The organism is Cupriavidus basilensis (assembly GCF_008801925.2).
GTDB lineage: Bacteria > Pseudomonadota > Gammaproteobacteria > Burkholderiales > Burkholderiaceae > Cupriavidus > Cupriavidus basilensis.
This window is the reverse complement of the sequence record NZ_CP062803.1, coordinates 433,127-447,765: the sequence shown is the minus strand read 5'-3', so window position 1 is coordinate 447,765 and position 14,639 is coordinate 433,127. Positions and strand designations below refer to the sequence as shown.

Annotated in this window: 13 protein-coding genes; 7 read left to right on the top strand and 6 right to left on the bottom strand. The window is 67.6% G+C overall.

The window, feature by feature from the left end; all coding sequences use genetic code 11:
• Positions 1 to 161 precede the first annotated feature (161 nt).
• Positions 162 to 812 carry a LysE family transporter gene (locus F7R26_RS01960; protein WP_150989645.1) on the bottom strand — a complete coding sequence of 217 codons (651 nt, stop codon included), beginning with the start codon at positions 810 to 812 and terminating at the stop codon, positions 162 to 164.
• Between the two features lie 59 nt (positions 813 to 871).
• Positions 872 to 1,480, bottom strand: coding sequence for a hypothetical protein (locus F7R26_RS01955; protein ID WP_150989642.1), 609 nt, complete (start codon positions 1,478 to 1,480; stop codon positions 872 to 874).
• A 156-nt stretch (positions 1,481 to 1,636) separates the two neighbouring features.
• Here F7R26_RS01955 and F7R26_RS01950 point away from each other — a divergent pair, with 156 nt between their 5' ends.
• The 3 genes from F7R26_RS01950 to F7R26_RS01940 all read left to right on the top strand — a co-directional run bounded on the left by F7R26_RS01950 (position 1,637) and on the right by F7R26_RS01940 (position 5,086).
• Positions 1,637 to 2,086 carry a thioredoxin domain-containing protein gene (locus tag F7R26_RS01950; RefSeq protein WP_241754486.1) on the top strand — a complete coding sequence of 150 codons (450 nt, stop codon included), beginning with the start codon at positions 1,637 to 1,639 and terminating at the stop codon, positions 2,084 to 2,086.
• Between the two features lie 123 nt (positions 2,087 to 2,209).
• Entirely contained in the window at positions 2,210 to 2,764 is a 555-nt protein-coding gene (locus F7R26_RS01945) for a TlpA disulfide reductase family protein (RefSeq protein WP_150989635.1), read from the top strand.
• A 213-nt stretch (positions 2,765 to 2,977) separates the two neighbouring features.
• Positions 2,978 to 5,086 (top strand): ATP-dependent helicase, encoded by a 2,109-nt coding sequence (locus F7R26_RS01940; RefSeq protein WP_150989747.1) that lies wholly within the window; start codon positions 2,978 to 2,980, stop codon positions 5,084 to 5,086.
• 22 nt (positions 5,087 to 5,108) lie between these two features.
• Here the strand turns inward: F7R26_RS01940 and cmdF are convergent, their stop codons facing one another.
• The 4 genes from cmdF to F7R26_RS01920 form a co-directional block, all read right to left on the bottom strand.
• The gene (gene cmdF / locus F7R26_RS01935; RefSeq protein ID WP_150989632.1) at positions 5,109 to 6,743 is read right to left on the bottom strand and encodes a tyrosine 2,3-aminomutase; all 1,635 of its coding nucleotides are present in this window, start codon (positions 6,741 to 6,743) and stop codon (positions 5,109 to 5,111) included.
• 114 nt (positions 6,744 to 6,857) lie between these two features.
• The gene (locus tag F7R26_RS01930) at positions 6,858 to 8,174 is read right to left on the bottom strand and encodes a sigma-54-dependent transcriptional regulator (RefSeq protein ID WP_043343292.1); all 1,317 of its coding nucleotides are present in this window, start codon (positions 8,172 to 8,174) and stop codon (positions 6,858 to 6,860) included.
• 8 nt (positions 8,175 to 8,182) lie between these two features.
• The gene (locus F7R26_RS01925; RefSeq protein WP_150989629.1) at positions 8,183 to 10,168 is read right to left on the bottom strand and encodes a sensor histidine kinase; all 1,986 of its coding nucleotides are present in this window, start codon (positions 10,166 to 10,168) and stop codon (positions 8,183 to 8,185) included.
• A gap of 82 nt (positions 10,169 to 10,250) precedes the next feature.
• The gene (locus F7R26_RS01920; RefSeq protein WP_277820358.1) at positions 10,251 to 11,552 is read right to left on the bottom strand and encodes a dicarboxylate/amino acid:cation symporter; all 1,302 of its coding nucleotides are present in this window, start codon (positions 11,550 to 11,552) and stop codon (positions 10,251 to 10,253) included.
• A gap of 409 nt (positions 11,553 to 11,961) precedes the next feature.
• Between F7R26_RS01920 and F7R26_RS01915 the strand changes: the two genes are divergently transcribed.
• From F7R26_RS01915 to F7R26_RS01900, 4 genes are all read left to right on the top strand, one after another.
• The gene (locus F7R26_RS01915) at positions 11,962 to 12,282 is read left to right on the top strand and encodes a (2Fe-2S) ferredoxin domain-containing protein (protein WP_043343288.1); all 321 of its coding nucleotides are present in this window, start codon (positions 11,962 to 11,964) and stop codon (positions 12,280 to 12,282) included.
• 92 nt (positions 12,283 to 12,374) lie between these two features.
• Entirely contained in the window at positions 12,375 to 13,019 is a 645-nt protein-coding gene (locus tag F7R26_RS01910) for an alpha/beta hydrolase (RefSeq protein WP_150989624.1), read from the top strand.
• Between the two features lie 71 nt (positions 13,020 to 13,090).
• Positions 13,091 to 14,299 carry a D-alanyl-D-alanine carboxypeptidase family protein gene (locus F7R26_RS01905; protein WP_150989621.1) on the top strand — a complete coding sequence of 403 codons (1,209 nt, stop codon included), beginning with the start codon at positions 13,091 to 13,093 and terminating at the stop codon, positions 14,297 to 14,299.
• Positions 14,300 to 14,312: 13 nt separating this feature from the next.
• Positions 14,313 to 14,618, top strand: a complete 306-nt coding sequence (locus F7R26_RS01900) for a YbeD family protein (RefSeq protein ID WP_150989618.1) — start codon at positions 14,313 to 14,315, stop codon at positions 14,616 to 14,618.
• The last annotated feature ends 21 nt before the right edge of the window (positions 14,619 to 14,639 follow it).

The following is a 14,639-nucleotide window of genomic DNA, read 5'->3' as shown; positions in this document are numbered from 1 at the left end:
CCGCGCACGCAGTGGAGCCTGCTGGGGGGAAGAGCTTCGCATTGCTTGCCTCCGCTTGGATCGTCTTCGTCTTACCTTATTGAAGCAAACGCACTCTTGGGAAGCCAGCGATAGATAGACAAATGGACGGATCGGGCCGGGGCGGAGCCGGCCCCGAGTCCTCAAGCCGGATGGCGCCTGACGAAGAACAATGCCGCGCCCACGGCCACCAGCACGCTGCCGAAGATCCGGTTCTGCCAGCGCACCGCGCGCGCATTGCGGAACAGGCCGCGCATGCGCGAGGCCAGCAGCGCGTAGCCGTGCATCACCACCAGGTCCACGCCGCACATGGTCGCGGCCAGGATGGCAAGCTGGGGCCCGAGCGCATGGGCGGGATCGATGAACTGCGGCAACACCGCCACCATGAAGATAATGCCCTTGGGGTTGGTCACATTGGTCAGCAAGCCTGTGGCAAAGCGCCGGCGCGGGCTCAGCGCGGCGACGCGCGGCGCTTGCGCACCCGGCACGGCATCGTCATGGCCGCCATCCACCCGCGCGCGCCATTGCTGCACGCCGATGTAGATCAGGTAGAGCGCACCGATCGTCTTGACCACGGCAAAGGCATGCTCGGAGGCCACCAGCAGCGCGCCCAGGCCACCGCCGGCCACCAGCAGGATGATGACCAGCCCGGTCTGCAAGCCGAAGATCGTGGTGGTGGTCTTGCGCAGGCCGTAAGACAGGCCATGGCTCATCGACAGCACCGCGCCGGAACCCGGCGATACGGCAATCACCCAACAGGCCGCGAAATAGGCCAGCCAAACATCCCAACGCATTGCGTTACTCCTTGAAAATAAACTGTCTTGAATCTGCCTGGAAGCCTGGAGTGCCCAGGTCAGAACGGATGGAAGCCCGTCAGGAACTGGTCTATCTGTTCCGCCTGGCGCTGGTCGCGCGCGGCCTCTCCCGCCTCCAGCACGACCGCCTGGTAGACGTGCACGCCCGACGCCACCAGCCGTGCCGTCAGCCTGCGTGGCGACTGGTCCTGCGGCGATACCGCGGCCACCTGCACCTCCACGCCCTCCAGCGCCACGGCCGGCGATGCGGCCGACATCACCGTCACCTTGCGGGTCTTGACCGCTTCGGCGGGATGCGGCCCGAGGTTGCCGAGCAAGCCCTTTTGCATGGAATCCAGCGCCGCCTGCCGCAACCCGGCGTCATCGGCGGGCAAGGTCACCACGCCCACGGCGAACAAGGTCTCGTCGACCCGGGCCGCGTCCATCGTCATGGGCAGCTTGCGCCCGGCAATCGCCACCTCGCGCGCGGCGCCGGATGGCTTGCCGGGATAGAGCGCCGCGTAGGCGCCTTCGTTGGACTGGATGGTGCGCCAGTCATAGCGGGGCGAACAGGCGATCAGCCCGGCGCCGAGCGCGCCCAGGACGATGGCTTTGGCAAGCAGGGACTGCGGCAGGCGGAAAAACCGTGGAAACCAGGCGTGGGGCATCAGCGCGACGAATGCGGAAATAAGCCGCTATTATCGTAGAACCCGCGTGCCAGCGCTCATCCACATTGCCCGTCAATGCAAACCCAGCCATCGATCCAGCCAATGCAGCCATCCCCCCGGGGTGTCTTTGGCACCGCACGCCGTACCGGCGCGGCGATGCTCGGCGCCATGCTGGTCGCGGCGAGCACGAGCGCCCTGGCCGCTGCGGCCCACCTGCCCCCTGTCAACGATCTCGCCGCCCAGGCTTCTGCTGCAGCCAGCCGGGGCGAGCCCCTGGTGGTACTGGTGACACTGCCCGGCTGCGTGTACTGCGAAACAGTGCGCCGCAACTATCTCGGCCCGCAAGCCGCGGCGGGCGAAATCGAGGCGCGCGAGCTCGACATGACCGCCGACACGCCGCTGCGCAACGCCGACGGCAGCATGACCACCGCACGGGAATGGGCGCGCAGCCGCAATGTGGCGGTAGCGCCTACGGTGCTGTTCCTCGACGCGCGCGGCCGCTCCCTGGCCACGCCGCTGCGCGGCATGCAGCCCGATTTCTATGGCGCCTACCTTGAACAGGCGCTGGACCAGGCCCGCTCGGCCTTGGCCAGCAAGGCGCATTGAAGCGCATGATGAAGCACGCGGCTGCGGCCAATCGTCGCATCCGCGGCAGCTCGATGCATGCAGCCGGCAGCGCCACGGCAGCGGCAGTAGAATAGTGGCTTGTCTGACCTGTCGGCGAGCATCATGACGACCTCCGCTTCCTCCACCGCACCCACCCCGGCAAGCACCGCCACGCGCAAGCTGTGGCCTGTGATCGCCGCCGTGCTGCTGGTTGCCGTGCTGGGCTGGTTTGGCTATCGCGCCATCGCGCCCGCCAATGCGGCGCCGCCCGCCACGTTCACGCTGCTGTCCGGCGAAAAAATCAGCACCGCCGATCTCAAGGGCAAGGTCTACCTGGTCAACTTCTGGGCCACCAGCTGCGTCACCTGCGTCAAGGAAATGCCGGACATGGTCCGCACCTATGACAAGTTCAAGGACAAGGGCCTGGAGTTCGTCGCCGTGGCAATGAGCTATGACCCGCCCATGTACGTGATGAACTATGCGCAAACGCGCAAGCTGCCGTTCAAGGTGGCGATGGATTCCGACGGCGCGGCCGCCAAGGCATTCGGCGAAGTGCAGCTGACCCCGACCACCTTCGTGATCGACAAGGACGGCCATATCCTCAAGCGCTATGTGGGCGAGCCCGAGTGGGACGCACTGCACAAGCTGCTCGATGGCGCGCTCGCCAAGGCGGCCTGAGCCACTGCCTGGCCCACCGCCTCCGCCCGCAAAGGTGCCTTCCATGGCACCTTTTTTATTGCCGGGCGCCGTCGCGCAATGCCCGGCTTGCGCAGCCCGGCTGTATGGATATACAGTTGCCAGCAGCATTCCCCGCCCATGCTGGCCAGCGCACTTGCGCCCGGCATCCCCTAAGGCCCCCGCTCCGTGTTACTCGATCCCGATTCCAGCGCCGTGCTTTGCGACGCACCCGCCGCCAAGCAGCCCGATACTGTGGATGCCGCCGCCCCCGACACGCCGGCCTACCTGTCCACCCTGAACCCGGAACAGCGCGCGGCCGTGACGCACGAGCCCGCCGCGCCGCTGCTGATCATCGCCGGTGCCGGCTCGGGCAAGACCAACACGCTGGCGCACCGCGTTGCCCATCTGGTGCTGGGCGGCGCAGACCCGCGCCGCATCCTGCTGCTGACGTTCTCGCGCCGCGCGGCGTCGGAGATGGGGCGGCGGGTCGAGCGCATCGTCGACCAGGCGCTGGGCATGCAAGCCTGCGGGGCGGGGCGCGCGGCACTCACATGGTCCGGCACCTTCCACGCCATCGGCGCGCGCCTGCTGCGCGAGTACGCGGAAACGCTTGGCCTGTCGCCCAGCTTCACCATCTGCGACCGCGGCGACGCCGCCGACCTGATGAACGTGGTGCGGCACGACCTGGGCCTGTCGGCCCAGGCTTCGCGGTTCCCGCGCAAGGAAACCTGCCTGTCGATCTACTCGCGCGTGGTCAACACCCAGGCGCCGCTTGAAGACGTGCTCAAGCAATGGTTCCCGCGCTATGCCATGTGGACGGATGCGCTGCGCGGACTATTTGCCGGCTATGTGCAAGCCAAGCAAAAGCAGCAGGTGCTCGACTACGACGACCTGCTGCTCTACTGGGCGCAGGCACTGGCCGAGCCCGCGCTGGCGCAGGACATGGGCGCGCGCTTCGATCACGTGCTGGTGGACGAATACCAGGACACCAATGCGCTGCAGGCTGCCATCCTGCTCGCGCTCAAGCCCGACGGGCGCGGCCTGACGGTGGTGGGCGACGATGCCCAGTCGATCTACGCCTTCCGTGGCGCCACGGTGCGCAATATCCTCGATTTCCCCGCGCAGTTCACGCCGGCCGCGGACATGGTCACGCTGTCGCAGAACTACCGCTCCACCCAGCCCATCCTGGCCGCCGCCAACGCGGTGATCGGGCTGGCGGCCGAGCGCTATACCAAGGACCTGTGGTCGGAGCGCGGCTCGGCCGAGAAGCCGGAGATCGTGGTGGTCAACGACGAGGCGGACCAGGCCCGCTATGTGGTCGAGCAGATCCTCTCTCGGCGCGAGGCCGGGCTGGCGCTGCTGTCGCAGGCGGTGCTGTTCCGCGCCGCCGACCACAGCGCGCAGCTGGAGATCGAGCTGGTCCGGCGCAATATCCCGTTCGTGAAGTTCGGCGGCTTGAAGTTCCTGGAATCCACGCACGTGAAGGATGTGCTGGCGGTGGTGCGCTGGCTGGAAAATCCGCGCGACCGCATGGCAGGCTTCCGCAGCCTGCAGCTATTGCCGGGCGTGGGGCCCAAGACTGCCGCTCGCGTGCTCGATGCGGTGGAAATTGCCACCGAGCCGCTATTTGCCCTGGAGTCCTTTGAGGCGCCGCCGGCCGCCGCCGAGGCCTGGCCCGACCTGCTGGCGCTGGCGCGCAGCCTGATGGCCCCGGCCGCGCCGTGGCCCTCCGCCTTCGAGCAGGTGGTGGCGTGGTACCAGCCGCACCTTGAGCGCCTGCACGACGACGCGCCCGCGCGCGCCGCCGACCTGCAGCAACTGGAGCGTATCGCCGCCACCTACGCGTCGCGCGAGCGCTTCCTGACGGAACTCACGCTCGACCCGCCGGACGCATCGAGCGACGAATCCGGCGTGCCGCTGCGCGACGAGGATTACCTGATCCTGTCCACCATCCACTCGGCCAAGGGCCAGGAATGGAAGGCCGTCTATGTGCTCAATGCCGTCGATGGCTGCATGCCTTCGGACCTGGCCACCGGCACCACCGAGGAAATCGAGGAAGAGCGCCGGCTGCTATACGTCGCCATGACCCGCGCCCGCGACCACCTCGACATCGTGGTGCCGCAGCGGTTCTATGTGCACCAGCAGACCGCTTATGGCGACCGCCATGTCTACGCCTCGCGCACGCGCTTTCTGCCTAACCGCGTGATGCCGCTGTTCCACAGCCGGTCCTGGCCGCCGCCCCCGCCGGTAGCGGACGCGCCGGCCAAGGCGCCGCTGCCCAGGCTCGACCTGGCCGGGCGCATGCGCGATATGTGGAAATGAGGCTGCGCGGCCAAGGCGCGTGTCAGTTGACCGCCGCGCCAGCCGCGCGCACCACCTCCACCAGCGCGCCGGCGCGCAGTTGCGCGGCAATGGCTTCGATGTCGTCGGTCATGTAGCGATCCATCGCCAGGAATGGCACGCGTTCGCGCACAAAGGCGAAGACCGCGCGGCCCGCCGGCGACAGGCTTTGCACCGCGCCGGCCAGCTCGGCGGCCTGGCAGGCTGCGAGCAGTTCCACGGCAAGGATGTACTGGTTGTTGTCGATGATGCGGCGTGCATTGCGCGCGCCGATCAGGCCCATGCTCACCACGTCCTGGTTGTCGCCGTTGGACGGCACGCTCTGGATGCTGGCCGGGCTGCAGATGGTGCGGTTCTCGGCGATCAGCGCCGTGGCCGGATACTGTGCGCCGGCAAACCCGCAGCTCAGGCCCTCGTTGGCGGCCGCCAGGAAAGCCGGCAAGCCGTTATTCAGGTGCGGGCTGAGCAGGCGGTTGAGGCGGCGCTCCGACACTACGCCAAGCTGCGTGGCCGCGATGGCCAGGAAGTCCATGGCGAACGCGACTTGCTGGCCGTGGAAATTGCCGCCGTGGAACAGCTCGCCGTCGTCAAAGAACAGCGGATTGTCGTTGGACGAATTCAGTTCGCGCTCGACCACGGTGGCGCAGTGGCCCAGCGTGTCGCGCACCGCGCCCAGCACCTGCGGAATGCAGCGCAGCGTGTAGGCCTTCTGGATAAACACGCCGGTGCCGGTGTTTTTCTCGTCGCCGGCGCGGGTCTTCATTTCCCCCGCCAGCTGGCCATGCCCCGAGAGGCGCGTGGAACCCGCCAGCAGCGCGCGCAGGTTGGCCGCCGATTGCACCTGGCCCGGATGCGGCTTGGCAATGTCGTGGCCGTGGGTCATGAAGGCGTCGGCCGAGGCGTTGAGCCCTTCCAGCGCCAGCGCCGCGATGATCTCGGCCTGCGTCACCTGGGCGCGCATGGTTTCCAGCAGCAGGCACGCCATGCCGGTCATGGCCGAGGTGCCGTTGATCAGGGCCAGCCCTTCCTTGTGGGACAGCTTGATCGGCTCGATGCCATGCTCGCGCAATACCTGCGCGGTGGGCGCGGTGGTGCCGTCGGCCAGCAGCACCTTGCCTTCGCCGATCAGTGTGATGGCAATATGCGACAGCGGCGCGAGGTCGCCGCTGGCGCCGAGCGAGCCCACCTGCGGCACGGCGGGCGTGATGCCCGCCTCGACATAACGCAGCAATTGCTCGATCACCAGCGGGCGTACCGCCGAATAGCCCCGCGCCAGCGCATTGGCGCGCGCAACCATCATCGCGCGCACCTCTTCGCGCCCGAACAGCGGGCCCACACCAGCGCAGTGGCTGCGCAACAGGTTTTCCTGCAGGGCGCCGGCATGCTCGATATCCACCCAGTTATGCACCAGCTCGCCAAAGCCGGTGGACACGCCGTAGATGGGGATATTGGACGAGGCTAGTTCCTCGAAACGCGCACGCGCATCCGCCACATGAGCACGCGTAGCCTGGTCGAGGCTGGCCGGGCGACGGCCTTGCGCCACCTGCGCCAGCGCGGCGGCGGTGAGTTGCCGGCCATCGACCTCGACGGCCGTGCCGCCCAGGCGGCTGGATGCGTGCTGGCTGGATACCTCGTTCATTGCGTGTTCCGGGTGAGCTGTTCGGGCCCGCGAGTGTATCAAGAGATGTTGACACGAAGCGCGCAGCGGCCGGTTCGCCCGGAAACGCAGGAAACGCAGAAAACGCCGGAAGCGCTACAGCCCGTAGCGCTTGATCTTGTCGTACAGCGTGGCCTTGCCCACCTGCAGCAGATCCGCCGCCTGGCTGACCGCGCCGCCGGTACGCGCCAGCGTATCGGCGATGACGGCTCGCTCGTAGTGCTCCATGCGCTCCTTGAGCGGCGTAGAGTCGTCAAGCGCATCGGCGCGCGTGCCGCCCTCGGGCACGCCCAGCACCAGGCGGTCGGCGGCGTTGCGCAGCTCGCGCACGTTGCCGGGCCACGCGCGCTGCATCAGCGCCTGGCGCTGCAGCTCGGAGAGGATGGGCACAGGGCGCTGGTAGCGCACCGCCGCCACCAGCATGAAATGCTCGAACAGCGCAACGATGTCCTCGCGCCGCTCACGCAGCGGGGGCAACGGGATGGTGACCACGTTGAGCCGGTAATACAAATCCTCGCGGAACGTGCCTTGCGCCACCAGCGTCTCCATATCGCCCTTGGCCGCGGCCACGATGCGCACGTCGATGGCAATGGATGCATTGGAGCCGAGCCGCTCCAGCGTGCCCTCCTGCAGCACGCGCAGCAGCTTGACCTGCAGCGCCAGCGGCATGCTCTCGATCTCGTCGAGGAACAGCGTGCCGCCCGAGGCGTGCTCGAGCTTGCCCACGCGGCGCTTGCCGGCGCCGGTAAACGCGCCGGCCTCGTGGCCGAACATCTCGCTCTCGAAGATGGCCTCGGGCACCGCGCCGCAGTTCAGCGCGACGAAGGGCGCCTGGTGGCGCGGCGACAAAGCATGCAGGCTGCGCGCCACCAACTCCTTGCCGGTGCCGGTCTCGCCGTTGATCATCACGGGGACATCCGTGGCGGCCACGTTGGCCACCAGCGTGCGCACCTGCTCGATGGCCGGCGAGCGCCCGATGATGCGCGTGCCCGCGGCCGGGCCGGCCAGCTCGCGCCGCAACGCGCGGTTCTCCAGCTCCAGCGCGCGCCGCTCCAGCGCACGGCGCACGGTTTCGGTCAGGCGGTCGGCGCCAAAGGGCTTCTCGATAAAGTCGTAGGCGCCTTCGCGCATGGCCTGTACCGCCATGGTGATATCGCCGTGGCCGGTGACCAGGATCACCGGCACGCCCGGCGCCGCATTGCGGCAGTGCTGCAGCAGGTCCAGCCCGCTGGCGCCGGTGAGGCGCACGTCCGTCACCAGCACGCCGGGGAACTCCGGCGACAGGTGCGGCATGGCGGCCTCGGCCGAGGGCAGCGCCAGCACGGAGAAGCCAGCCAGCTCCAGGCTCTGCGCGGTGGCCTGGCGTACCAGGGGTTCGTCTTCGACGAACAGGACACGCAATCCGTCTTGCATGGCAATGCTCACTCAGTATGGGTGGGAGAGATGGAAGTGGCGGCGTCGCGGGGCGCGGCGCCTTCGGGCGCGGGCGCGCGCCGCAGCATCACCACGAATTCCGCGCCGCCGCCGGGCCGGTCGGCCGCGCTCAGCTGCCCGCCGAACTCGCGCACGATGGACGACGAAATGGCCAGTCCCAGGCCAAGTCCCTGGCCGATCTCCTTGGTGGTGAAGAAGGGTTCGAACAGTCGTGGCAAGGCATCGGTCGCGATGCCGGTGCCATTGTCGCGCACCGCGATGCTGACCGTGCCGCCATGCTCGCTCACCGCCACTTCCACGCAAGGCGCGTGCGGCGCCGCGGTTGCCAGCGCATCGAGCGCATTGCCGATCAGGTTGAGCAGCACCTGCTCGAGCTTGAGCTCGTCGGCCCACACCGCCGGCCCGGGCGGCTGGGACAAGCCCTCCACCTTCAGCGCGACATGGGCCAGGCGCGGGGCCATCAGCGCCAGCACGTGGTCCAGCGCGGCGCGCACATGCACCGCGTGCCGGCGCTGGCGCGCCTTGCCGGCGAACAGCTTGAGCTGCCCGGTGATCTTGCCCATGCGCGTGGTGAGGTCGGCGATGGCAACGAGGTTGCCCGCGGCCGCATCGAGCTGCCCGCGCTCGAGCAGCACGCGGGTGTTGTCGGAAAAGGTGCGCAGGGCCGCCAGCGGCTGGTTCAGTTCATGCGTGATCCCGGCTGCCATCTGGCCCAGCGCCGCCAGCTTGCTGGCCTGCACCAGTTCATCCTGCGCCGCGCGCAGCTCGCTCTCGGCGCGGGTACGCTCGGCCACCTCGGCTTCCAGCTGCTCGTTGATGGCCATCAGGTCGGCGGTGCGCGCCTCCACCCGGCGCTCCAGCTCGTCGTAGGCGGCTTCGAGCAGGCGCCGGCCATATTCGATATCGCGGGCGCGCTGCCGGCGCTGACGCCAGTTGAACAGCAGCAGGCACATGCAGGCATAGGCCAGCGCCGCCCCGACGGTGGCATTGCGCGCGCTGGCCAGCACCGGGTCCAGCGCGGCCATCACCTGCATGGTCCAGCCGGCCGGGCCCACCTTGCGGCTGATCTCGAGGTAGCGCTCGGCGTTGCCGCCGGTACCGATGCGCACCAGCCGCGCGCCCTCGCCCAGCACGGTCCGGCCGAGCCATTGCGTAACCGGGGATTGCAGCGCCTCCAGCGGCAGCGGCCGGACCTCCTGGTCATGGTACTGGCGCGTGCGGTCCAGCTCGGTCTGCAGCTCGCTTGGCAGCGGCTGCAAGGTGCGGTACTGCCAGGCCGGCACCGAGGAAAGGAAGATCACGCCATGCTCGTCGCTCACCATCACCGGCTCGGCGCCGCCGGCGCCGGCGCGCTGGAACCACTCCAGGTTGAGCTTGACCACGGTCACGCCCACCACGCGCCCCGCCACCTTCACGGGCTGCGCAATGTAGTAGCCGGGCTCATCGCTGGTGATGCCGATGGCGTAGAAGCGCCCGATCTCCCCGCGCGATGCGCTCTGGAAGTAAGGACGGAAGCGATAGTCGGTGCCGACAAAGCTGCCCGGCTCGTCATGGTTGCTGGCGGCCAGCGCGAGGCCGCTGGCGGCAATGACATAGGTGGCCGAAGCCCGCGCGCGGCGGTTGACTTCGGCAAGGTAGCGGTTGGCCGCCGCCACGCGCACGGGATCGCCCGGCGCGGCCAGCAGGTCATGGACAAAGGGATGGAGCGAAACCAGCGCGGGCAGGAACTCGTAGCGGTCGAGCGTGCTTTCCAGCGTGGCCGCGTAACGATCGGCGCGGGTGGCCGTGGCTTGCTGCAGCCCGTCGATGCCGCGCTGCACCGATACCAGCCAGGTCAGCGAGCACAGGATGACCAGGCCGACGGCGAGCGCGGCGGCAAAGCCCCGCCAGGTTCCGCCGCCATCGCCTGGCGCATGCACCAGGCGGGCAGAAGCGGGATCATGCACGGCGAGGAAATCGTCGGAATGTGGCATCGGCGCATGCGAAGGGACACGCGCCGATGATACCCGCTGGCGGGCGGCGCCGGCTGGCGCCGCCGCTCCGGAGGCCGGGACCTCAGCGGACGCCGGGGCCGGCTTCGGCAAGTTCGGCCGTTTCATCGCCGCCACGGCGCAGCGCGCGGTCAAGCTGCGCGCGGTCAAGTTCATGCTCCCATGCCGACATGACCACCGTCGCCACGCCATTGCCGATGATATTGGTCAGCGCGCGGCATTCGCTCATGAAGCGGTCGATGCCCAGGATCAGCACCATGCCCGCCACCGGAATATCCGGCACCACCGCCAGCGTGGCGGCCAGCGTGATGAAGCCGGAGCCGGTCACGCCGCTGGCGCCCTTGGAGGTGATCATCGCCACGCCCAGGACGGTGAGCTGCTGCAGCAGCGTGAGCTCGATGCCGGTGGCCTGGGCGATGAAGAGCACCGCCATGGTCATGTAGATGTTGGTGCCATCCAGGTTGAAGGAGTAACCCGTGGGCACCACCAGCCCCACCACCGATTTGGAGCAGCCGAGGTTTTCCAGCTTTTCCATCAGGTGCGGCAGCGCGGCTTCCGACGAGCTGGTGCCCAGCACGATCAGCAGTTCTTCCTTGATGTAGGCGATGAAGCGGAAGATGTTGAAGCCCGTCAGCCGCGCCACCGTGCCCAGCACCACCACCACGAAGACGATCGCGGTGAAGTAGAACGTGCCGATCAGCTTGAGCAGCGGCACCAGCGAGCCCAGGCCGTACTTGCCGATGGTGAAGGCCATCGCGCCGAACGCGCCGAGCGGGGCCACCTTGGTGATCACATGCACGATGTGGAAGAACACCTTGGAGACCTGCTCGACGAAGTCGAACACGATCTTCGAGCGGTCACCCATGGCCGCCAGTGCCGAGCCGAAGAACAGGGAAATCAGCAGGATCTGCAGGATGTCGCCATTGGCGAACGCGCTGACCATCGTGTCCGGGATGATGTGCATGAAGAACTCGACCGTGCTCTGGCCATGCGCCTGCGTCACGTACTGCGAGATCGCCTTGGTGTCGAGCGTGGCCGGATCGATGTTGAATCCCACGCCCGGCTTGAGCAGGTGCGCGGACAGCAGGCCGATCAGCAGCGCGAAGGTGGAGATCACCTCGAAGTACAGCAGCGCCTTGCCGCCGACCCGGCCCACCTTCTTCATGTCGCGCATGCCGGCGATGCCGGACACCACGGTACAGAAGATGATCGGGCCAATGATCATCTTGATCAGCTTGATGAAGCCATCGCCCAGCGGCTTCATGGCTACGCCCGTAGCGGGCCAGAAATGCCCGAGCACGATGCCCACCGCGATGGCGAACAGCACCTGCACGTACAGGATCTTGTAAAAGGGTTTCCTCATGATGTCGTCCTCGGTATTTGACCGTGCCCGCCGCCGCACAGCGGCAGGTTCGCGCGCCCTGCAAATGGAGCGCGTCTGCCTTAAGCATCGCAACCGTCGTGCCAGGCCGGCCGGCGTCGCCAAGTGACTGATTTCAAAAGGAAGCTGAAAAAGCGGACAACGCCTCACTCCGATTTTCCGGAATTCCGGAATCCAGCCGTCCGGAGATCCGGACGACCCGGCCGGCGTGGGTGCGCGCTACGCCACCCGTGGCGCGGGCGCGGTACGCGCGGCATCGAAGCGGGTCGCCAAAGCGTCGAACCGACCCCCATGACGCCGTATAATTCAGCCCTTCCACCTATTCCTGGCGGCCGGCGCGCGCCCCGGGCACACTTTGCCGCCTGCGTTGCCGCCGCCGATACGCCCACCACGCATGAGCAGCCACTACCAGCACCACGTTTTCTTCTGCCTCAACCAGCGCGAGGACGGCGGCGCCTGCTGCGGCGCGCATAACGCGCAGGCCATGCAGGAATACGCCAAGAAGCGCTGCAAGGCGCTTGGCATCTCCGGCGGCGAAGGCCGCGTGCGCATCAACAAGGCTGGCTGCCTGAACCGCTGTGAACTCGGGCCAGTGCTGGTGGTCTATCCCGAGGCCGTCTGGTACACCTTCGTCGACGAGCAGGACATCGACGAGATCATCGAGAGCCATCTGGTGGGCGGCAAGCCGGTCGAACGCCTGATGGTCGATCACTGATTGACCTGGGCCCCGGCTGAAAAGCTGAAACGCTGAATCACTGAAACCCGGGCGCCACGGCGCCTGAGCCAGCCACCCTGCTTCCTGTTTCCATGAACGCGCATACCCAGGTACTTACCGTCACCGGCCCCGTCGGCGCCATCGACGTTTCAGTCGACCTGCCCCAGGCCGGCGCCCCGCGCGGGCTCGCGCTGGTGGCCCACCCGCACCCGCTGTTCGGCGGCACCAAGGACAACAAGGTAGCGCAGACGCTGGCACGCAGTTTCGTGCAGCTTGGCTACGCCACCGTGCGCCCGAACTTCCGTGGCGTCGGCGGCACCGCCGGCAGCCATGACAACGGCGTGGGCGAGCAGGACGACCTGCTGGCTGTCATCGACTGGATGCGCACCCAGTCCGCGTGGTCGCCGGATGCCGCCACGCTGCCGTTGGCGCTGGCCGGCTTCTCGTTCGGCAGCTTCGTCGCCAGCCACGTCGCCAGGCGCCTGGCCGAGGCAGGCACGCCGGTGCAGCGCCTGGCCATGGTGGGCACCGCCGCCAGCCGCTGGGAAGTCGCCAACGTGCCGGCCGACACCATCGTCATCCACGGCGAGCAGGACGATACCGTGCCGCTGGCGAGCGTGTTCGACTGGGCCCGCCCGCAGGAACTGCCGGTGATCGTGATCCCCGGCGCCGACCACTTCTTTCACCGCAAGCTGCACCTGATCAAGCAGCTCGTCGTCAATGCGTGGGACCGGTGACGGGGGCGGCGCGCCGCCCCGCCATGTCACCGGATGCACTCCACGCCCTTTTTTTTGTCGGAAACTGAAACATGTTGAATAGAGCCACGCCGCTTTTCGCGTCCGCCAACACTTCCGCCCTGGTCACGGCAGCCATCGTCGGCGCCGCCGTGGTGCTTGCCCCGGCTCCCGTGCGCGCCCAGGGCGTGCCGATGCCGCAGGTGGCGGCCAAGTCCTGGATGCTGTTTGACGTCACCAGCGGCCAGGCCCTGGCTTCGCAGAACGCCGATGTGCGCATCGAGCCGGCTTCGCTGACCAAGCTGATGACCGCCTACCTGGCTTTCTCGGCACTCAAGGAAAAGCGCCTCACGCTGGACCAGACCGTGGTGCCGACCACGATCGTGCAGAAGGTCAAGAGCGACGAATCCCGCATGTTCCTGGAAGCCAACAAGCCGGTCAGCGTGCAGGACCTGCTGCTGGGCCTGATCGTGCAATCGGGCAATGACGCGGCGCTGGCGCTGGCCGAAGCCGTGGGCGGCTCGGAAGAGGGCTTCGTGGCGATGATGAATCGCGAGGCCCAGCGCATGGGCATGAAGAACACCCACTTCAGCAACACCGACGGCATCCCCGATCCGAACCACTACACCACGGCCATGGACCTGGCCACGCTGACCACGCGGATCATCAAGGACTTCCCCGAGTACTACAGCATGTACTCGCAGAAGGAATTCACCTACAACAAGATCCGCCAGCCCAACCGCAACCGCCTGCTCTATATCGACCCCACCGTGGACGGCCTCAAGACCGGCCACACCAAGTCGGCCGGCTATTGCCTGATCTCCTCGGCCAAGCGCCCGCTGGCCAATGTGCCTAACGGCTCGCGCCGCCTGGTCTCGATCGTGATCGGCACCACCACCGAAGCGGTCCGCACGCAGGAAAGCCTGAAGATCCTGAACTACGGCTTCCAGTTCTTCGACACGCTGCGCCTGTACGACCGCGGCCAGGTACTGGCCACGCCCGACATCTACAAGGGCAAGGCATCCACCGTCAAGATCGGCGTCAAGGACGAGACCTACATCACCGTGCCCAAGGGCACGGGCGGGCGCATCAAGCCGGTGCTGGAGCGCCAGGAACTGCTGGTGGCACCGCTCACCGCCGGCCAGCAGGTCGGCACGGTCAAGCTGATGGACGGCGCCACCAAGGTGGCCGAGTTCCCGGTGGTGGCGCTGGAAGACGTGCCCGAGGCCGGCTTCTTCGGCCGCCTGTGGGATACCATCCGCTTGTGGTTCAAGCGCAAGTAAGGAGGGCATTGAAATGAGCGCCGACAATTCCGACCAGGGCAAGCCGGGCGACATCCCGCCGGCCGAGTCGCTGATCGAGTACCCCAGCCATTTCCCCATCAAGGTGATGGGCGGCATGCAGGATGGCTTTGCCGAATCCATCGTGACGCTGGTGCAAGGCTTCGATCCCGACTTCCACGCCGGCAAGATGGAGATGCGCCCTTCAGCCAAGGGCAACTACCTCGGCCTGACCGTCACGGTATGGGTCACCAGCCGCGAACAGCTCGACGAGCTGTACCGCGCGCTGACGTCGCACCCGATGGTGAAGGTGGTGCTGTAGCCGCTTAAGCGGTGCAGCGGA